Raw genomic sequence first — 21,805 nt, 5'->3', positions numbered from 1 at the left:
AATATATCGGCGCGATAAACACAGGAAAGATAATATGAAAAACATAGCGAATTCAGAAATAAACGCTCAAGTAATACGTCCTAATTACAATCGAACAGCCCTTAATAGCCGTATTGTTCATTTAGGATTTGGTGCCTTCCACCGTGCCCACCAAGCGTTATTTACCAGCGAGATGTTGGAAGAAACAGGTAGCGACTGGGGGATTTGTGAAATAAACCTCTTTGGTGGTGAGGAGCTTATAAAACAGCTTAGGGCCCAAGACCACCTTTTTAGCGTTGCCGAAAAAGGCGCTGATGCTACCCTTGTAAAAATAGCGGGATCTGTCGTTGAATCGCTCCACCCGACACTCGATGGCCAGCAAGCGGTTCTTGAAAAAATGGCCGAAGAACAAGTTGCGATTGTATCGATGACAATCACAGAAAAAGGCTATTGTGCCGATCCTGCAACGGGACGTTTAGACGCAAACAATGCGCTTATTAAAGCAGATTTAAGTCATCCAGCAGAGCCAAATTCTGCCATCGGTTACATCGTTGAAGCCCTGCGAATGAGAAAAGAACGCGGCATCAAACCTTTTACTGTCATGTCTTGTGATAACGTCCAGGAAAATGGCCATGTTGCCCGCGCCTCAGTGCTCGGTTTTGCTGCCTTGGTCGATAAAGATCTGGCGGCTTGGATTGAAGCTAACGTGACTTTTCCGTCCACTATGGTTGATCGAATTGTCCCTGCAGTAACCGCTGAAACATTATCTGAAATAGCGGCTTTACTGGGCGTTAACGATCCTTGCGGGATTGCCTGCGAACCTTTCAGACAGTGGGTTATCGAAGACAACTTTGTTAATGGCCGCCCAGAATGGAACCTTGTAGGAGCAGAGTTTGTACCTGATGTTGTGCCATTTGAAGAAATGAAACTGCGCATGCTTAACGGCAGCCATTCTTTCTTAGCTTACTTAGGTTACCTGGGTGGTTATGCGCATATTTCAGATACCATGACCAATAAAGATTACCGTAAAGCCGCTTTTGATATGATGATGAAAGCACAAGCACCGTCATTAAAGATGCCTGAAGGGGCGGATTTAGAAGGCTATGCGAATTTGTTGATTGACCGCTTCACCAACCCAAGCTTAAAACACCAAACTTGGCAAATTGCGATGGATGGAAGTCAGAAAATTCCGCAACGTATGGGTGGCTCCCTACGTTTTCATTTAGCCAATGGCAGTGATTATAAATGGCTGGCCATGGGGATTGCGGGTTGGATGGTTTATATCAGCGGTGAAGACGAAAAAAGTCAAGCAATTGATGTCCGCGACCCGATGCGCGAACAGTTTCAGGCTATTTATAAGCAACACGGCAAAAATAATTCTGTGATTAAAGCGTTATTAGGGATCGAAGCTGTCTTTTCTACTGATCTTATTCAAAATAATGAGTTTGTTGAGCAAGTCACACAAGCTTACCAGCTTATTGTAACAAAAGGCGCGCGCGCTGCCGTCGCATCACTTTAAATATTTGATATCCCCACGCTGCTGATTGGCGTTGGGGATATTTTTTATGGAGTCATCTATGAAAGCTTTTCTATGTGAAGATTTTCTTCTCAACAATAATGTAGCACGTCGTTTATACCATGACTTCGCGAAAGACATGCCTATCTATGATTATCACTGTCATTTAAATGCGCAGGAAGTTGCCGATAACCGTCAATTTGATAACCTTGGACAAATGTGGCTCGAAGGCGATCACTACAAATGGCGAGGCATGCGTACAGCAGGCATCAGCGAATCATTAATCACAGGCAAAGATACCTCTGATTTTGAAAAATACATGGCATGGGCAAAAACAGTACCGCAAACACTTGGTAATCCTCTATACCATTGGACACACCTAGAATTACGCCGTCCCTTTGGCATAACGGGAAAATTATTTAATCCCGACACCGCTGAAGTTATCTGGCATGAGTGTAACGAAATGCTTGCCACGCCAGAATTTTCAGCTCGCGGCATAATGAAAAAAATGAACGTGGTAATGGCTGGCACAACTGATGATCCTATTCACTCCCTAGAGCACCACAAAGCTATTGCCGAAGATCCAGCCTGTGATATTGAAGTGGCACCAAGCTGGCGTCCGGATCGCGCTTTTAAAATTGAGATCGAAGGCTTTAGTGAATATATGCGCCTGTTAGGCGAAGTAACTGACATTGAAATCGGCAGATTTTCTGATCTCCTCAGTGCATTAGAGCAGCGTATTGAGCACTTTTCGGCTCATGGTTGCCGTGCAGCAGATCACGGTATTGAAGTGGTTCGTTACGCTACAGTACCAGTAGAATCAACGCTTGATTCTATTTTAACTCGCCGTCTAAGTCAGCAAACACTGACCGAACAAGAGATAGATCAATTTACAACTGCTGTTCAGATTTGGTTGGGCACTCAATATGCTAAACGTGGCTGGGTAATGCAATTGCACATTGGTGCACAACGTAATAATAATACCCGCATGTTTAAGCTGTTAGGGCCAGATAGTGGTTTTGACTCAATTGGGGATCGACCCTTTGCATTACAATTAGGCGCTTTACTTGATGCCATGGATATCACTAATGAGTTGCCAAAAACTATTCTTTACTGCTTAAACCCTCGTGATAACGAAATGCTGGCTACCATGATGGGTAACTACCAAGGTGGCGGTATTGCCGGAAAAATTCAATTCGGCTCAGGTTGGTGGTTCAACGATCAAAAGGACGGTATGCAGCGCCAAATGCAGCAGCTATCGCAATTAGGGTTACTCAGCAAGTTTGTGGGTATGTTAACCGATTCCCGCAGCTTCTTATCTTATACTCGCCATGAATATTTCCGTCGTATTTTATGTAATATGGTTGGTCAGTGGGTAGAGGACGGTGAAGCGCCAAATGATATAGCAATGCTTGGTAAGCTGATACAAGATGTTGCTTTTAACAACGCTAAAACCTACTTCAAGTTACCTGGGGAGCAGTGATGAAACGTCTCGCAATTATTGGCGAATGCATGATTGAGCTAAGTGGCAGTCCATTCGGCGCAATGCAGCAGACCTATGGTGGTGATTCTCTCAATACGGCCGTGTATTTGGCGCGAACGGCAGGTAAATCGGTTAACATTGACTATGTATCTGCATTAGGAACAGACGCTATTAGCGAAGGCATGTTAAATCGTTGGCAAGCAGAAGGGGTTAATACCCGTTATGTATTAAAAGATGTAACACGCCAACCCGGGTTGTATCTTATTCAGCTAGATACGCAAGGTGAAAGAACCTTTTTGTACTGGCGCAATCAGTCGGCTGCACGTTATCTTTTACAACATAATGAATTTCCATTGGTAGCAGACCATCTATCAGAGGTTGATATGGTCTACGTCAGCGGTATTAGTCTCGCCATTTTGCCCGCAGCAGATAGGCAGCAGTTAGTCGACTTGTTACAAACACTAGCAAGCAAAGGGGTTGAAATCGCCTTTGACTCTAATTACCGACCGGCTCTTTGGCAAGATGCGCAGGAGGCGCGTGACTGTTACCAGCAAATATTAACATACACCGATCTGGCGCTGGTCACCGATGATGACGAAGCAACCCTTTGGGGTGATACTTCCTCGCAACAGATAATGTTACGCCTGCAAAAAAGTGGTGTTAAACAAGTGGTATTAAAGATGGGGGAAATCGGCTGTTTGTATACAGATTTTAATAGCGAAACACCCGAGCTTATAAAGACTACCCCAGTGACAAACGTTATCGATACCACTTCAGCGGGTGACTCCTTTAACGCAGGCTTCTTAGCCGGTTACCTAACAGATAAAAGCCCGAGAGAATCAGCCCTGCAGGGACATCAATTAGCCGCCATCGTTATACAGCATAAAGGGGCAATTATCCCCACCTCTGCGACGGAATCGATTGATTATAATGCTACAAATAACTCAAACAAGGAAACAACACAATGAGCAATCTTGTCAAACAACTAGCCGCGCTTAAAGTTATCCCGGTTATCGCACTTGAACGCGCTGAAGATATTCTCCTATTAGGTAAGGCATTATATGACAATGGCCTGCCCGTTGCCGAGATAACTTTCCGCTCAGATGCCGCGGTTGAAGCGATTCGCTTATTACGTCGAGCCTATCCCGACATGCTAATCGGTGCCGGCACAGTGTTAAATAAAGCGCAGGCGCAAGCGGCAAAGGACGCAGGAGCAACCTTTATCGTTTCTCCCGGATTTAATGCCAATACAGTGCGTGCCTGCCAAGCATTAGATATTCCGATCATTCCCGGGGTCAATAATCCAAGTACGGTTGAAGCGGCGCTGGAAATGGGGCTGAAAACAGTCAAATTTTTCCCCGCTGAAGCCTCTGGCGGGATTAACATGCTCAAATCCCTCCTGGCGCCTTATACGCAGATTCAGATCATGCCAACCGGGGGTATTAACAGCGCAAACATTAATGATTATCTCGCTATCGATCGTGTTATTGCCTGCGGCGGTAGCTGGATGGTGGATAAAAAGCTTATTGATAATGGCCAATGGGATGAGATTGGACGCTTAACCCGCGAAGCGGTCGAATTAGTGAAATAATTAATACAGCAGCCATCGTTTTATTAAGGCTTCCATCGGAGGCCTTTCTTTTAGCGGCAGTAAGCGCTGACAGTAAATAATATCAATCAGACAAGTATCTAACGATTAACTACTCCACAGTAGTATTACTTGAACACATTTATAGAGAGAGCTTCACTAATGAATATCGCATTTCTTCACACTCTTAAAGCCAACGAAGTACTTTTTAAGCAATATATTGATAAATATCTGAAATACCTTCCTGTAACAGTTTCTCATTTTACCAACGAACGTTTATTACAAAACGCCATAAAAGATGGCTTAACCGAGCAGATCGCCACTGACGTACAGCAAAGCATCACAGAAATTTCAGCAGGTAATGCGGATATCATTATTTGTACCTGTTCTACCATTGGTGATTTAGCTGAAAAAACACCCAATATTTCTCCCCAGATAATTCGTGTTGATCGACCAATGGCAGAAGTCGCTATGCAACATAACACTATATTGGTACTTGCTGCTCTTTCTAGCACCTTGACACCTACCAGTGAATTATTGCACTCTGTGAATACTGCAACAAAAATCGACAATCATTCAGATCAAGCAACAACTCAACCAAAGAAGCTGCCAGTCATTCACACTGAACTAGTCCCTAAAGCCTGGTCTTATTATGCAGCCGGTAATACAGAAATGTATGCTAGAACCATCGCGGCATATATTAATGCGATCACCACTAAACCGGGTATTGTGATATTAGCGCAGGCGTCTATGGCTCCTGCGGCTCAGTATTGTCATAAAAACACCTTTGAAATATTAACCAGCCCTGAAATGTGCCTTCGTTATCTTGTAAAGAGAGTAAAGCTGCATGCCTGAATTAGATTTTCCACAAGCTATAGGCCTTGTCGCTTTTTCAATCGGTGCGACAGCATTTTTGCATAAAGATGGGCATAAGTTTCGACTGCATCTCACTCTTTTTCAAATTTTTCTCTGTTCCCATTTTATCTTAATGGGTGCAGTTACTGCCGCCATTGGCTGTGGAATAAGTGCACTACGTAGTTACGTATCAACTCGAACGCAATCCAGTCACGTAATGTGGTTTTTTATTGGATTATTATGGCTGATGGGATTACCCAATGTTGAGCATAGCTATGAAATATTGACTATATTTGGAGCCTCAGTCGCTACCTGGGCTTTGTTTAAAGCCCAAGGTATTCATATGCGTTTATTAATTCTATTTAATTCATTTTGTTGGCTAACAAATAATTTATTATTAGGTTCGATTGGCGGCATCATGATGGAAGCGACCTTTATTATGGTGAACATATTAACCACCTATAAAATGTATCGTACTTCCAAACAGCTCTCCGCCTGAATTGTCATCACAGACGTGACATGCACAAATATATCCATATTATTTATGTGGACATGTATTGCCGAAAAATTAAAAACATGCCTATATAGCAACTAATAAACCATGTTCTTGTTTCATTTCAGGTATAAATGCCAATTTATCTGCCGACATTTTTATCCGCTCGGCATCTGAATATAATTCACAATACAAATAACACAACCTTGCGGTAAATTAAGTAAGCTTCTTACTTGAGAATACAGCCTTCTATCATTAAATTCATCGGAAATTGGTGATACTTTTCCCTGCCAAGCTTCCATTATTTGCTGCTGGCTGACAGGTAAATCTAAAAAAAGATTTCAGGTTCAATATCTTTCATCACCTTTAAGTGCAAACAAATACCATCCTTATCACATTTTTTAACCCATAAGCGATGAGGTATATTATGATCACCCCAAGTAAGTTCATTAATATACTGATTCATATTTTCTTCTAATTTCCTATCGATTTAAATTACCTTTAAACAAAGTAACCTCTATTAATCTTAGATGGTTTAAAAAGTAAAATATTACTAAAAAGTATCTTTACGAATAGAACGCGAACATTATATACCACCACCAAAATACAATTAATATAGGATCAAGATCAATATTTAAGAATTGGAAAAACAGCTTGCAGAAGCTAGAGAAACTTTAAGCTGTTTTAGCCGAACCAAATGCTTTAGGCAATACGACTCCTATGCTCCAGCAGCATTACCTCGCAGTTATCTTTGTTGGCATCGTCATCATTAAAAATAAAATGAACGTGCTTTCTTAGGAAAAAAAAACAATATCCGTTTTTATTGATTTCATGACTCACAGTGAAACGCAGCCGCCACACATCAAAATAGAACAAGATCTGCTACTTATTCATCGAGATTAACAATCAATAGATCAGCAGCCACAGAATTGATCAGCTTACGCACAGAAGATAATAGTCGACTCCAGAAATCACGGTGATGGCCGCAAACCAATAAATCAATATTCATTTTTTTAACTGTTGCTACAAGTTTATTCTTCAAATCCTCCGTCACAACTATGATATTGTCAAACTGATAATCAGCCTTATCAGCTAATTCCTGCAATTCACCTTTTAATTTTTTTTCTCTCTCCTCAACCGAAGGTAGAGGTGCAACTTCTATAGTTACAACCCCTATGTTAGCAATATCATCAACAAAAATTAATGAAAGGTTAGCCTTTGCATCTTTAGCTAACGAGACAGCTTTATTGATTACTTTTTCGCTGGATTCAGATAAATCAACAGCGACTAATATATGCTTATAGCTCATAGCGTCCTCACAATTAACCCTATTAATAAAAAAACATCTTTTAATCCGACGGCTTAATCACTCTCTATAACAACACCGGATCAGTTTGGCATTTACCCCCTTTACAAGATAAAAGACTAAAAAGTTTAGATAACCTGTTGAATACCTTTTATATAATATTAGCACTAAAAAATAATTTATTTAGTCACAATGCCCAGCTTATAATAATCAGGAAAACCGAACTCAATATATTGGCACATATCATTATCCTCCGGATAGCTAGTACAGCTTCCAATTAATTTTGATGAGTTGATTCCCTGACGTTACCGTACGCTTTGTTAAGCTTTGACCGTGCGGCATACATCGAACATCCAGTTTATCGTTTCTTTTGCCTCACTGCGTTTTGACTCCCAAGCAGATAATTCAAACTTTAACGTATCCATGTCCGGGATGCGCCGATCCAAACACTGTTTGCTCATAACTCCGATCTCTATTTCCACCATATTAAACCAGCTTGCGTGCTTTAGCGTGTAATGAAATTCCAGTTTATTGAGTATTCTTCTCGCTTCCTCCGGTGGATAAGCTTTATATAGCGCGCTTGGCTTATGCGTGCCAAAATCATCCATAACTACACATATTTTGCTCGCTTCTGTAACCACTGGATATAAGGCATTGGTGGGTTCAGCATAAAGTGTCAATATATCTTCCATTTGAGCTCGCCATATAATATGAGTTGTCTACAAATATGGTTAATACTGATATATAGACATGAACTCACTAACGAATACTCAGGGCTTGCTAACAATACTCATTATATTGCCTTCGAAGAGTTTGAGAACGCATGCTCTTTCTTTCACTTTTTGGAGGTACTATGAATACTCATTTAGAAATAAATCTATATCGTGCGTTTGTTGGTATTGATTGGGTAAATGATAAACATGATATTTTTTTGCAATAGCTTGCTACAAACAAACGAGAATTCTCCGTTATCAAACACAAGCCTAAGAATATTGATACATGGGCTAACAATCTTAAAAAACGATTTGGCGGCCCTATCGCAGTTGCAGTTGAACTCAGAAAAGGCCCAATTGTTTATGCTTTGCTACAGTATGATTTTATTGTGTTAATCCCAGTTAACCCGACGACTTTAGCTAAATATAGAACCGCCTTTAAACCTAGTAGATCAAAAGATGATCCCACTGACGCAGAACTCGCATTAGAATTAATGCTTCGCTATCCTGATAAATTCAAACCGCTAAAGCCTCAAACTACTGACATGCGAAAGCTTACGTATCTTGTTGAACAAAGAAGGAAATTAGTAGATGAAAAGCAACGAGCAGTTAACCAAACTATCGACACATTAAAACAGTATTTTCCTCAAGCTGTTGAATGGTTCCCTAAAAAGACTCCCGTATATTTTGTCGATTCATGACTCGTTGGCCTACTATTCAGCAAGATCAGAGAGCCCACAAAGATACTCTAGAGGACTTTTTTCGTATCAACTATTATGTCATGCCCAAAAAATTACTAAGCGCGTCAATGCCATAAAAGAAGCAATGCCACTTACTGAGGATGAAGCGGTTATTGAGACTCATTCTATGTTTATAACCGCTTTACCAGAGCGAATTATATGTGTAATGAAAAACATAAAGCTGTTCGATCATAAAACCGCTGAGTTAATGAAAATACTGCCTGACGCCAAATTATTTATTACTCTACCAGGTGCAGGAGCTTGCCTTTCTGCCTGGTTGTTAAGCGCGTTCGGTGAGCAAAGAGACAGATTCTCTTCTGCTCAACAGTTACAACAATATGCAGGAATACCACCAGTCACAGAGCATAGTGGTAAAAAATCATAGGTACATTGCCGTTGGCAATGCCTAAGTTTGTAAGGCAAATATTTATCGAATGGGCTTCTCATTCAATTTATAGTTCGTATTGGGCTAAGATTTTTTATCTTAACAAAAGAGAATTGGGTAGTTCACATCAAGCGGCTGTTCGCGCCCTTGCATTTAAATGGATCAGAATAGTTTATAGGTGTTGGCAGGATAGCAAGCCATATAATGAAGTACGTTATTTAAGGGCATTAAAAGATCGTGGTTCACCATTATTAGACTGAGGAAAAGCTTGAACTAATCCTCAGGGCGTGAAGCGCCTTAGAAACCGCTCCTGTTAACATCCACAAAAAACAATCCAGTAAGAAAGAAAATAGGAACATTTAGCCATTTGGTCTTGGAAAAGAGCCAAAATGAGAATAGCATGTTAATCATTAAATATTCACGATTCCATGATTATTTTTAGATTGTGATTTTAAGGCGGATATCGATTGATTGGTTGTCTATTTTGAGTGTTTTATACTTATTTATCAATGAAGCTGTTATTTATACGATAAAAAATCGTTATTTACCATAATAGGTATTTTGTGCACATCCAAAGAGCTATAAATTTGCAGGTTTCTAAGTCGCAAAGGGGCACATAGCGCCTTAGAGCTTTTGCACTATTTATCTGTTGAAACCACCCCCCATTTACGCTCGCTTTCTCCCAAGACCGAGCGTAAAGACCTATCTATCCTTATAACTAGCTTTTGTAAGAGACTGCATTAACGCTGCGCTCTGCGGAAATTTGAGAGTGAAAGCGAGTAAGTTTTCCGTAGCAGCGCCTTGTTATAGGGACTCATTAGACGAATTTCCTCTTGAGAGCCTCTAAAATTGGAGGATTTTCTATTCCCTTAGGAATTATTGGATTATCGTTTCTATCTATTGCCATTATTTCAATATCATTCGGTCCAACTTCCCATGCATCCACAACTGTAATATCGAACTTTTTGATCATTTTTCGATTATTTGAAGAAGGAGGTAAAAGCACTTCGTTTTCAACTATTCCATAACTCATTATGAAATAGTTGCAGGCTTTATAAGCCGCCAAAAAGCGATCAAGATTATCACTAGTTGAAGGCGTCATAGTGTTTTTTCTAGCAACCATTTGAATTATTTTACTTTCATCAAATGAATGATTCTCACTGATGCAGACTCTATAATGCGCTGGTGACATTTTATCAATGTGCCGAACAATTGATATTTTAAGTCTATTAGATTTATCCTCCTTTCCAACTTCAATTTCAAGATCATCAAAAATTAATTGAGCTGCTTTTTCGTCTTTAAATAAGAGAATTAGCTCAGGCGTGCTATTTGGATAAATAGCGAAACCCGTTCCACACCAAGTTGTTCTGTCCCACAGCCTAACTTTAATCAAACTCTGAACTTTCATATCCTTATGTGACAACTTTTCATTATCAATTAATCCCTCTGGCGGCTCACCTTTACCAGGTTTGTAATCAGAAAATGAATTATTCACAGCACTTTCTTTTGGAAAGTCTTTATCCCATGGCTCAGGGCGTTTCAAAGTATAATCTTTTAGTTGTTTATCTAAAAAAAGCTCCTTAATATCGTTAACCGCACTATTACCCATAACATTCTGTAAACCTACAAAACAGGCACCAAAAGAAACTGAACGCTCCAGTGCTTTATCATTACCCAGCATTGACTCCAATGTTACTTCAGGATTTTTTGGCCTCATTATGTGAGCAAATACCTCAATCACAAAATGGTGAAGCCATTTTTGTATTTCATTCTGCCCCAAAATATTTAGCATGTCTGGCGTAAAAGAAGAGCAGAGTACTTCCATCTTTAAAATTGAACCAGAAGTATCAATTTCGTGAGATACAGCTATTTCATCGTCATCATCAGCTGTAATTTCAATATGAAGCTTTGACTCAAAAACCATTGCTTGACCGACAATGCAGGTTGAAAAGAATCCTTCTATTACGGAGAGAAGTGTTTCTGCAAGCTCTACCAATGGGCTTCGAAAAGGGAAGGAAATTTCTATTTTACAACCCATAACAGAACCTTTTAAATGACTATACCTACCTTCACAAACTATAAGATTTGGCACTAGGGCCCCTAAATCTGCATCCCTAACGATTTTAAGGTAATCAAGATATTCTTGGTCAATATTTAGTTCATATTCATTTTCAACAACCTCCTCATAACCTAAAGCGTGTAATAACATTAATCGGCTAACAAACAATTGGTAGTCATCTAACAAATCAGGTAATTTACTAAATAGGTTTAATCTCTCGTGGTTAGTATTCAAAAAACATTGAGAAAGGAACCCATCAAAACCTTGCGATTCTCTTTCTGATATAACTGATTCCTCAACATTGGCGTCAATTACACACGCCAGTCTCCACCATGCAAGTGCATAATTTAATCGGCCAAGTTGAAGTTCAATTTTGGCTAGGCGGGTATAAATATAAACCTGAGCTACAATAAGATCTCCACTTCTCCAATAATCATCTGTGACAATTGAAGCTGCCAATAATAAATTGGCACGTGAAGCCCAAAGCAAGCCAACTTCTTGATAAGCCTGTGATAAAACATTTAAAGCAGCATAAAGATCCTTCTTTGTTTCCTTTTTGTAAAGCCCAGCAAGCGATTTCCCAATAAGTGTTATAGCCTGATATGGCTCACCAGACTCCAAACGTCGCGTGCCTCTTTTTAACCAAAGCAATGCACCTTTAGCCTCTCCATCACGACTGGATGCTTGTTCGGTAAAGTAGTCTAACAAAGCCTCATAACTAGCTATATCACCGAAAACACCATCAAGTTCAGTTACTAAGCTATAAAGTTCGTTGAATGGAAAGCCCACAAGGTAGCCACTCTCTTTTATAACTAAAAGAAGCGAAGAGAATATATCCGATGCTTCATTTATATTTTCAATTGCATGTAAGTTTATTAATTCAATATAAGCACGAGACATAAGAGAATTGCTTGGTCGCTCATCTCTTAAAGATTGCTTTAAGAGAATTTTTTGAATTTCAACCTGAATCGGTGCCACTATATTTTGGAACTTTTCTTTATTACCTCGATAATAACCTGAATAAAGCCCAAGTAGAGAAACGACATCACCCCATTTCCCTGATTGCTCTAAATCCTTTGCTATTTCAATACATTCTAGTAAGTTCTCCTCATACAACGCCATATCTTCATACCACCAATAAGACGCCCATGCGTATTGATAATGTGCATCAAATAAGTGGTATTTCGTTCCATGTCGTTTTGACGCTCTGACAGCTCTATCAAAAAGCCCTTGTGTTTCTATAGGTGGATGTTCAAGCTCTTTTGAAATAACAGCTTCTTCAAGTATCCAATCTAATTGATGAGGAAGAATTTTACTGGTATTAACCTTTTCTCTGATATCCTTTTTAAGCTCTTGTAAGCGAAGATTTTTTGAATAGTCACTAGCACCAATCTCGACTTCCCTTCGCCAATCTATATCAATGGATAGCGTATCAATAGCTAACTTTTCATAGCCATTTTTAAAAATTTGATCAAGTATCCAGGATATATCTAATATTCTTACATCAATGCCAGTTTCTTCAGATAAGGAATCCTCTAGATCGCTGCGCTGATTTGCTTTTGCATACATATTAGTCACACAAAAGGCTTTTGTGTAATTACGATCAGTAGCCTTTATCTTTCTAACATCTTTTCTACACTTTGCTTTCCAGTTTTCTTGTGTACTAACAGCAAAAGCCCAACGCTCTTCATCGGACTTTTCATTAAGACCAAGATACCAAAGAACTTTTGCTTGCTCTGATACAGGAAAGGTTTGCGTATCAACTTTTCCATCCCCACCCGCAACTGGACCTGTTTGTTCGAGCAAATTTGGACATATTATTTTTTCACAAAGCTGCTTTGAAAAATCCTCAAATGCCAATTCCATATTTCTTTTATTGAGAGTAGATAGCTGATGCTCCAAAGCTGAGCGATCCAGCCTTCCGACTTCCCTTATCACCGAATCAGAAAAACGTTCTGGCCTTCTAGATTTAAGGAATGATTTTGGCGAAAATTTTGAATCTGATTTTTCAGTCATATAACATCCATTTATATTCAAACATTCAAGATCCATTGCATTGAAGAATGAAGTATGTGAAGTGTACTTATCTGCGAGAAACAGCCCTATAACGCCGCACTAAGCAGACTAAAATCGTGGGTTATAACGTGGAGCGAAGCGAAACGTAATCCACTGTTTTAGTTACGTTTAAGTGCTTTGTTATGTTTGTGTGATTCATTTAGAAACCTTAATACTCTCCTTTTAGCCACTTTTCATAAGTATTCAGCAAATCTTCATCATCACCAAATATGGAGGAAGTTAACTTTGCCGTTACTTGTAGATTATCGCCATCACTACCATTAATTTTTGTATTAGAAAGCAAAGCTGAAAATAAGGACAAGCCTTTATCTTTTGTGATTAAAGCTACGTTGTAATTACTTTTATCTTCTTTTTCATGGGAATTGTGCATATTAATCAATACTTCGATTGTGGACAAATCACAGACTGCATTATAAGCCATATCTTCAGTGTAATTTTGAGCATCCTTTAACACTAATTGTGCAGCTGTTTTTTTACCAATCATTGTAACTCTTAGTAATGCTAAAACAATTACTAGATCATTCTTACTTAATTGGGCTTTCTTAGCAGCTTTAAAGACAACATTAACAGCTTCTTTTCTCGACTTTGCAGTGAATTGTCTATTCAGCTTAGGTGTAACTTCTTGCAGAAAAGCCATTCGTTTTTTCATGATTGGCTCTAATAAATCCTTCAAATCATGATAATAACTATTCCCACCAGGATAATTAGCAATTTTAAGATTTGGCAGTGCCCGTTTAAGTGACTCTTTTACACTCGCCACTTGCTGATTAATTAATTCATTCGTTGGTATTTTACGTTCATTTGCCTCTATTACAAAAGCTGAAATATCTATACTTACACTCTTATTATGTAAAAAAATGCTATCAAAATAATCGAGAGCTTTATCACTTTTTTTTATTCCGCCTTTGTATCTAGTTGTAATTTCAGTTATAACATTTCTATCCGCATATAGTATCGTGTTGCTTTTGATAAATGCGCAAGGTATCCATCCACCAAATACAACTAGAAATGTCTCATTCTTGACTGAATTGATCATTTCTAATTCAATTCTTTCATCATTACGAATAATATTACTCTGGATGTTAAATAATCGGACTTTAACTTTATTTGATTCATTCATTTGTTGCATATCAGTAAATGAATTTGGAACAATATCAAATGACTTCAGAACAATATTATTTATTGTGAGTTCCCCCAAATGGTTGCGGCCTACTCCATCGTTCATTACATATACTCCAGAAGAACATAACGCCAGCAATAAACGGCGTTTAGGATTGGCGGTGTTTTTGCGGCTTTTTGCAAAAACAGTGACAAGACCAAAACGTCCGATTTAATTGCCTTGTTAGCACTCATATATCCCAAATTTCGCCTTTAAATAACCTTTCGTTTATATCTGGCGGATTATTCTTAACATTGGGGTGATTCGCAAGAATCATACGAAGTGTTCTTACAGCATCATAAGCGTCTATAACAAGCTCTCTTTGCTTTTTAAAAATACCCTGATCAAATACATTTGTATTCACTTTATGTGCAGGCTGTTGCCGTAATCTTCGTACTTTCTTGAAAGTCATCATCATTTGATCAATTGGCTCTGGATCTTGAGGGTGGAAGTACTTGTTTACCCAAGATTCTAAAATTTGGATCGTGCCCTTTGCTCTAACAATTATTTTACCATCATCTCTTTCTTCATCTGACTCGGTAGGTACATCATCTTCAAAGAATTTTTTATTAATATTGTCAGACATCATCTTATCGATTAATAACACAAAATCATTAAATTCAGATACAGTTGGCCTCAATAAAAATCCAAACTCTACTGGTCTTTGAGCACAATACGAATTTCTGAATAGTTCTGGCTTGCCAATTAATTTGCTCATTTTATTTATCAATTCAAGCTCTTCAACAAAAGCTTGAAATATCGATATTTTAGTTCCCCAAGAGCCTTGGATGCTTGAAGCATAATAATCAGGATGTAACTTTATATCGCCTTTAATTTCTTTTGCAGCCCACACTTTTTGATGTTCAGGACTCAAGTCAGATAAGTATCTAATAAAAACAGCAACGTAACGTCCAAAATCTTTGTCGTAAGCAAAACCAAATGTTTTTAATAGAATTTGATCACTTTCAGGAACCAACTCAGACTCAAAGTATTCACTTTCAATCGATATAGAACCATGAATGAAGTCTGTCTCATATGAATAACGCGGATCATTCCGATAATATTCAAGAACAGACAAATCAAATGTTCGATAATCAAGTTGTCCGGCACCTTTAGCTAGTTCTAATTCATAAGGTGAATCTTTATATTTATCTAGAAGTTTGCTGCCTTTCAGCACGTTCTGATGAGGATATAGGCAAATATGAGCCGGATACTTTTCACTATCAAACCATTCGAGGAGTTGCTCTTTTTTAAAACCTGAAAACGCTCTGATATGGGTATTTCCGTGGAATGTTGCGGTAATTATTTCATTTTCAATTCCAGCTCTTATTGCAGAACGAAAACCATCACTTTCAATATCAAAATTATCAGCTAAACGATAGATAGGCATTCCATTAAAGTTACCAGATCCAAAATACTGATTTTGTATTTCTTCTAACACTTCTTCTATCACGTACGTTTCCTTTTTGAGTGCTAAATGTGTATTAGTCTGCATTCTCACTAATACACATTTAAAATTTCATTTGTTGATATTAAATATATAATAACAGACTTATAAAACAGTTAGATAGACCCAGATCATGATTGTAAATTGACATTTAATGTTCGAGAAATGACGCATTTGCATTTATAGAGATCTCTATAAGTGCAAACTAAAAAAAATTAACTGATTTTTTTCAACAAGTTAATGTATTAATGATGTGAAACTTGTGCATAAAGTATTCATATCATGTGCAATAAAAGTGGCAAAACCCTTTATATGAATTATATCTGTATATAAAAACAGCCATATATAAGGAGAGTAAATATGCCAAGTTCCCCTTTTATTGAATCAATCCGTACCGAATTAAAAACACGGCTAAAACCAGGTGGTCTGTCTGATTCTGAAATCACTATTATCCATAATTTCCTCAGGCCTCTATCATCAAAGTGCCTCTGCTAATAAAAATTCCTATGCACGCTAATTCCCGGAAGTGAGCTAAATAGTGACAAATAAATTTGGTCACTATTTTTTAATTTGTAAGGCGCAATGGGGGCGAAAGCGCCTTATCCGTATCTCTGCATTTACCATAATACCCGTTAGATGCATTTTTAGAGGCTACCAAATGGTAGCCTCTTTTGTGTATAGCTGTAAATTTCTCTAGGGCGCTTTGTGCCCCAAACCGAGCTAGAAAGTTAAGTCGCAAACGCCCAAAAGCAATTTAGAAACCTACAAATCCGTGGCTAATTTTACTTGACTACTACAAACATAGAAACAACTAACCTATGAACAACGATGTCAGATATACTCCTTAAATAAAATAGGTATGAGCCAAAGTGAAATAGCCAACAACTAAATATTAGTGTGTAGCTCAAAGATAATGCGTGTAAATAGAAAGGATTTCGTATGTTATTTTTCGGTAATAATCAAAAATAACGGGAAGAAAAAGTGTATGGCTAAAAATGAATGTTTTAATAATTCATATTTCACTCTATCATTTTGTTTTTACTTGTTTATTTTCACGTCCCACCTCCAACATACAAAATTAAGAGTCATGTTCCGAGGGATGTTCCATCCATGTCTAGTAAGACTGTGTCGACCTCTAGTGCAAGATGCATAAAATACCTCAATAGGTTGTAATTAATTGGCAGTTACTTGTAAGATAACATCTTATTCATTGGCTAAAGAGAGTTTACATGAGTCAATCATCACCAACATTACCTCAAATACTCAAGCGCAGTCTAGTTGCGAGTAGTCGATTTTTTAAAATTGAAGCGCTGCAACTGAAATTTAGTAATGGTCAGCAACGAGAATTTGAACGTATGCAGGGTTACCATAAGGGCGCTGTACTGATTGTTCCATTTTACGATCCTCAAACTCTTCTACTTATAAGAGAATATGCTGCGGGCACACATTCCTATGAAATAGGTTTTCCAAAAGGGCTTATCGATTCTGGTGAAACTGCTGAACAAGCAGCGAATAGAGAATTAAAGGAGGAAATAGGTTTTGGGGCTAAAAGGTTACAAAAACTTAAAACAGTAACCATGGCACCCAGTTATTTCAGCAGTGAGATGACCCTGTTTATGGCATTTGATCTTTACCCCGAAAAGCTCGAGGGTGACGAACCAGAGCCGTTAGAAGTAATAAAATGGCCATTAAATAAAGTAGATGAATTATTAGCCAGGGATGATTTTCAGGAGGCGCGAGGAATATCTGCGTTATTATTGACCTTAAAAGCGCTTAACGAAGCCTGATGATGGGCATTAAAACCCATAAATAATTATTCTTTATGGGTTTTAAAATAATTTATAAGCGCTTCTATAACAATAAGTTATTGACAGAAAGAAGCACTAAAACAATCTATTTAGACCATTCAAAGCTGCCACACGGTAAGCTTCTGCCATGGTTGGATAGTTAAAGGTCGTCTTAACAAAATACTCAATGGTATTCCCTTCCCCTTTTTGTTCCATGATAGCTTGTCCAATATGAATAATTTCAGCTGCCCGCTCGCCAAAACAATGAATTCCTAATATCTCTTTTGTTTCGCGGTGAAAGAGTATTTTTAAACTGCCTACCTCTGAGCCTAAAATTTGTGAACGTGCTAAATCTTTAAACAGTGCACGTCCCACCTCATAGGGAACTTTTTGCTGGGTTAACATCTGTTCAGTTTTACCTACGGAGCTAATTTCCGGAATAGTATAAATACCCGTTGGAATATCTTTTATCAGTTTTTTCTTACCCTCTTGGGTTAATATAAAGTGGGCTGCAATCCGGCCCTGATCATAAGCGGCACTGGCAAGGCTTGGATAACCAATGATATCCCCAAGTCCATAAATATTATCGACCCCGGTTTGATAATGTTCGTTGACGGTGAGCTGTCCTCGGGGATCGGGTTTTAGATCAATATTCTCTAAGGCTAATTTATCCGTGTTACCCGTGCGTCCATTAGCATATAGCAGACAGTCAGCTTTCATCTTTTTACCCGACTTCAAGTGGATCACAACCCCTTCCTCTGTACTTTCCACTTTTTCATATTCTTCATCATGGCGCAGGATCATGCCTGAATTTCTAAAATGATAGGAAAGTGCATCGGACATTTCTGTATCTAAAAATGACAGTAAACTATCCCGAGTATTAATTAAGTCTGTTTTGACGCCTAACCCGTTGAATATCGAAGCATATTCACAACCCACAACACCTGCCCCATAAATCACAATGTGTTGCGGATGGTGGTCTAAGGCAAGAATGGTATCACTGTCGTAAATATTGGCCGCAGTAAAGTCAATGTCTGCAGGGCGATAAGGGCGCGATCCCGTGGCAATGATAATATCTTTGGCAGTAATAGTTTCTGTTGTGCCATCATCTTTGGTAATTAAAACAGTGTTTTTATCAACAAAGTTAGCACCACCAAAATATAAACTGCAATTGTTACGATTATAAAAACCACTGCGCATCGTTACCTGCTTGGCAATCACACTTTGTGTATGAGTCAAAACGTCTCTAAAAGTAAATGTTTTATTCTGAGGGTAATTGGTAAGAAATAATGGGTTTTTCTTTAATTCAATAAGTTGGCTGACACTGTGACGCAACGCCTTGGAAGGAATGGTTCCCCAATGGGTACAGCCCCCGCCGATATCTTTATATTTTTCTACAATAGCAACGCGCAAGCCTCCCTTAGCAAGCTTCATTGCAGCACCCTCTCCACCCGGACCGCTACCAATAACAATAGCATCATAATGATCGTGTTTAGGTTTAACTGTTGTATCTTTTACTGTGGACATGATGGACCTCGGGTTCGGGTGGACGAAAAACAGATTATGTTAACAAATTACTGTCATTTGTCACACATTCCAACAACAAATCGTGCGCTATACAATAGTTAAAGAAAATAAATATAAAAGTTTTACTTTGCAGATGGGAAAATGAAAAATAAAAAGAGGATTTAAGTGATTTATCATGCTATTTTTAACGTTAATATCTCAACCTATCGGAGGAAACACTCTATGAATCAACCTATTATTTCATTAAAATGGCTTGTTTACACCTATATTATTGGGCTTTCACTCAGTGCCTGCTATTCAATGCTTACCAAAGAACCCGTTCCGTTTTCTTTTTTTGCCTTTCTTACGCTGTTCTTTTCTGTGAATCACTTTTATGGTCTTTATATTAAAGAACCCGATAATGAAATCAGTATTCGCCCAGCTTGGGTATCCTTTTTTATTGGTATATTTTCTTACTCTGCTTTTATTGGCACACAATACCCTGAATTAGGGTCAAACTTATTTTCAGTCACATTAACTCTGATTTTAACCATCTGGTTAATCTATAAACTAATGTTTGGTGACAAACGCTATTCTGCTTAAAGTTTATTGTAAATAAAAAGGATATTAACTAAGTTGATACCCTCTTTTTTACACCCTTCCATAAAATATTTAACCTATTTTATAATTTGGTTAAGACAAAAATTAGCGAGCTGGATAACGGGTCGACGTTATATCCCCTCCGCAAATTTGATCATCTCTTTATAGCAAAATAAATCACTAAGTGATCATATTGTAAAACAGGACAAATTCTTCAATTATTGATTTAAATGGGTATTCCCACCTTTTAAATTTTACAACCTCTATGTTCATTGCAGGAGACTGGCTAGCAAGCTATCACTGCGTTACAATAGGTTAAAATTTAATCTCTGTACTGATCCTGGATACGGGAAAGTATTTGACACGCCGGCTGTAAATCGAAAGAGGCTTTAATCACCGCGTATTTAAACGGACCTATCTTCGAATAACTGAACCATGATACCTGACAAGCCAGATACTTAAGCCTTACGATCATTTTTAAGGAGCTAAAATGCAATATATAACCCGCGAGTTGCCTAAATATAAGCGGATCGCACTCGTTGCACATGACCATATGAAAACAGAACTATTAAACTGGTCACAAAGACGCATCAATGTATTAAAAGACCACCAGCTCTATGCAACGGGCACCACAGGCAGCTTATTGGCGAATAAATTAGGTTTGCCCATTGAGTGTTTGCTCTCCGGACCAATGGGAGGTGATCTGCAACTTGGCGCCAAAATAGCAGAAGGTGAAATTGATCTGCTGATATTTTTTTGGGATCCGATGAATGCTGTGCCGCATGATCCCGATGTGAAAGCATTATTACGTATCTCTGCAGTATGGAACATCCCCGTTGCTACCAATATATCCACTGCTGATTTTATTATCGATTCGTTACATATTGGAAAAAGTTACACTACGCGTATTCCAGATTACCTCGGTTACATGGCTGAACGCACTGAATAACACCCGCTTAAGAAGGCTTCTAACTTGCAAACACTTACAGATATTTATATTTATCCCATTAAATCAGTCAAAGCGATTAACCAACCTGCTGCAAAAGTTGAAAAAGCAGGTTTAAAGTTTGATCGTCGTTATATGTTGATTGATCAACAAGGGCAATTTATTACCGGTCGAAGTTACCCGCAACTCACCCAAATAGAGGTGCAGTTTTCAAAAAAAACGTTAATAGTCAACGCCCCCAATATGCCATCATTAACCATTAATCCTGCGCACTTTGGCCAGCAAACTAAAAATGCACAGCTGTGGTCTGATAATGTTAACGCACTGCATTGTCATGAGGATTACGACCAATGGTTTTCAGCCTTTTTGCAAAAAAAATGCCAGCTGGTCTTTTTTGCAGAAGAAACTCAGCGCTTGGTCAAAAATACTAACGCACCGGTTTCATTTGCCGATGGTTACCCGTTATTATTGATTAATCAAACATCCGTAGAGCAACTTAATGCGCGCTTAACAACGCCGGTAACCGCATTACATTTTCGTCCTAATATTGTTGTCAAAGGTGATTTCCCTTTTGTTGAAGACAGCTGGTCCCGCATTAAGATTGGAGAAGTCGAATTTGAAGTCAGTAAACCTTGCTCACGTTGTATATTTATTAATGTGGATCCTAAAACCGGCATTGCTGACCAAAGTGAACCTTTACTAACATTATCCAAATTTCGTTATTCCCATGGAAATATCGATTTTGGGCAAAATTTGATTCCTCTTAATGAAGGTTTGATTCGAGCAGGTGACGAGGTACAAGTGATCATTGCCCAGGGGGCCCGATTTTATAGCGCTCAGGACGATCAACAGGAAAATAATAAAGAAACCTTAGCAATACATTATCAAGGCTCAAACGTAACCACTCAGGGGGATAATCAACAACTATTATTAGATCAAGCGGAACAAGCAGGCATCGATATCCCGTACTCCTGCCGGGGTGGGCAATGTGGTAGCTGCAAGGTTAAATTAATCGAAGGTGAAGTGCAGGTGCTTAATGATGAAGGATTAAGTGAAGAAGAAATTGAGCAGGGGTATATTCTTGCCTGCAGTTGTATCCCCACCTCAGATATTAGTATCAACCATTAATAATATCGAAGAAGGAAAATAAAAAAGAGCCTTTTGAAA

General features: G+C 38.5%; 16 protein-coding genes and 1 pseudogene. 11 read left to right on the top strand and 6 right to left on the bottom strand.

What is annotated here, in order from left to right; translation table 11 throughout:
• Positions 1–34: 34 nt before the first annotated feature.
• The 6 genes from PING_RS00730 to PING_RS00705 all read left to right on the top strand — a co-directional run bounded on the left by PING_RS00730 (position 35) and on the right by PING_RS00705 (position 5,920).
• Positions 35–1,498: a fructuronate reductase gene (locus PING_RS00730; protein ID WP_011768562.1), complete on the top strand. Its 1,464-nt coding sequence runs from the start codon at positions 35–37 to the stop codon at positions 1,496–1,498.
• A gap of 58 nt (positions 1,499–1,556) precedes the next feature.
• A complete protein-coding gene (gene uxaC / locus PING_RS00725) occupies positions 1,557–2,978 on the top strand; it encodes a glucuronate isomerase (RefSeq protein WP_041765717.1) in 1,422 nt (473 codons plus the stop codon).
• Positions 2,978–3,946, top strand: coding sequence for a sugar kinase (locus PING_RS00720; protein WP_011768560.1), 969 nt, complete (start codon positions 2,978–2,980; stop codon positions 3,944–3,946). Before uxaC ends, PING_RS00720 begins: the two co-directional genes overlap by 1 nt.
• On the top strand, positions 3,943–4,569 hold the full coding sequence (locus PING_RS00715; RefSeq protein WP_011768559.1) for a bifunctional 4-hydroxy-2-oxoglutarate aldolase/2-dehydro-3-deoxy-phosphogluconate aldolase: 627 nt from the start codon (positions 3,943–3,945) through the stop codon (positions 4,567–4,569). Before PING_RS00720 ends, PING_RS00715 begins: the two co-directional genes overlap by 4 nt.
• 159 nt (positions 4,570–4,728) lie before the next feature.
• Positions 4,729–5,421, top strand: a complete 693-nt coding sequence (locus PING_RS00710) for a hypothetical protein (RefSeq protein ID WP_011768558.1) — start codon at positions 4,729–4,731, stop codon at positions 5,419–5,421.
• Positions 5,414–5,920, top strand: coding sequence for a YgjV family protein (locus PING_RS00705; RefSeq protein ID WP_011768557.1), 507 nt, complete (start codon positions 5,414–5,416; stop codon positions 5,918–5,920). The genes PING_RS00710 and PING_RS00705 overlap by 8 nt, the downstream gene beginning before the upstream one ends.
• Positions 5,921–6,800: 880 nt before the next feature.
• On the opposite strand, the gene PING_RS00695 is transcribed toward PING_RS00705, so the two are convergent.
• Both PING_RS00695 and PING_RS00690 read right to left on the bottom strand, forming a co-directional pair.
• Positions 6,801–7,223: a universal stress protein gene (locus tag PING_RS00695; protein ID WP_011768556.1), complete on the bottom strand. Its 423-nt coding sequence runs from the start codon at positions 7,221–7,223 to the stop codon at positions 6,801–6,803.
• 317 nt (positions 7,224–7,540) lie between these two features.
• Positions 7,541–7,912, bottom strand: a complete 372-nt coding sequence (locus PING_RS00690; RefSeq protein WP_049752935.1) for a transposase — start codon at positions 7,910–7,912, stop codon at positions 7,541–7,543.
• Positions 7,913–8,091: 179 nt separating this feature from the next.
• Between PING_RS00690 and PING_RS00685 the strand changes: the two are divergent.
• Positions 8,092–9,318: pseudogene (locus PING_RS00685) on the top strand (IS110 family transposase).
• Positions 9,319–9,875: 557 nt separating this feature from the next.
• Here PING_RS00685 and PING_RS00680 read toward each other — a convergent pair.
• From PING_RS00680 to PING_RS00670, 3 genes are all read right to left on the bottom strand, one after another.
• On the bottom strand, positions 9,876–13,133 hold the full coding sequence (locus tag PING_RS00680) for a hypothetical protein (RefSeq protein ID WP_041765714.1): 3,258 nt from the start codon (positions 13,131–13,133) through the stop codon (positions 9,876–9,878).
• Positions 13,134–13,341: 208 nt separating this feature from the next.
• Positions 13,342–14,418, bottom strand: a complete 1,077-nt coding sequence (locus PING_RS00675; RefSeq protein WP_011768554.1) for a hypothetical protein — start codon at positions 14,416–14,418, stop codon at positions 13,342–13,344.
• 124 nt (positions 14,419–14,542) lie between these two features.
• Positions 14,543–15,805, bottom strand: a complete 1,263-nt coding sequence (locus PING_RS00670; RefSeq protein ID WP_041765711.1) for a hypothetical protein — start codon at positions 15,803–15,805, stop codon at positions 14,543–14,545.
• A gap of 1,223 nt (positions 15,806–17,028) precedes the next feature.
• On the opposite strand from PING_RS00670, the gene nudE reads away from it, so the two are divergent.
• A complete protein-coding gene (gene nudE, locus PING_RS00665; RefSeq protein WP_011768552.1) occupies positions 17,029–17,586 on the top strand; it encodes an ADP compounds hydrolase NudE in 558 nt (185 codons plus the stop codon).
• Between the two features lie 96 nt (positions 17,587–17,682).
• Here nudE and sthA read toward each other — a convergent pair whose 3' ends face one another.
• Complete coding sequence (sthA, locus tag PING_RS00660; RefSeq protein ID WP_011768551.1) at positions 17,683–19,113, bottom strand: Si-specific NAD(P)(+) transhydrogenase; 1,431 nt, start codon at positions 19,111–19,113, stop codon at positions 17,683–17,685.
• A gap of 222 nt (positions 19,114–19,335) precedes the next feature.
• Here sthA and PING_RS00655 point away from each other — a divergent pair, with 222 nt between their 5' ends.
• The 3 genes from PING_RS00655 (at position 19,336) to PING_RS00645 (ending at position 21,766) form a co-directional block, all read left to right on the top strand.
• Entirely contained in the window at positions 19,336–19,695 is a 360-nt protein-coding gene (locus PING_RS00655) for a YijD family membrane protein (protein WP_041765708.1), read from the top strand.
• A gap of 487 nt (positions 19,696–20,182) precedes the next feature.
• Entirely contained in the window at positions 20,183–20,641 is a 459-nt protein-coding gene (locus PING_RS00650) for a methylglyoxal synthase (protein WP_011768549.1), read from the top strand.
• A gap of 24 nt (positions 20,642–20,665) precedes the next feature.
• A complete protein-coding gene (locus tag PING_RS00645; protein WP_011768548.1) occupies positions 20,666–21,766 on the top strand; it encodes a YcbX family protein in 1,101 nt (366 codons plus the stop codon).
• The last annotated feature ends 39 nt before the right edge of the window (positions 21,767–21,805 follow it).

Origin of the sequence: Psychromonas ingrahamii 37, assembly GCF_000015285.1 — a bacterium.
GTDB classification, from domain to species: domain Bacteria; phylum Pseudomonadota; class Gammaproteobacteria; order Enterobacterales; family Psychromonadaceae; genus Psychromonas; species Psychromonas ingrahamii.
This window is presented reverse-complemented; position numbering and strand designations above follow the sequence as displayed.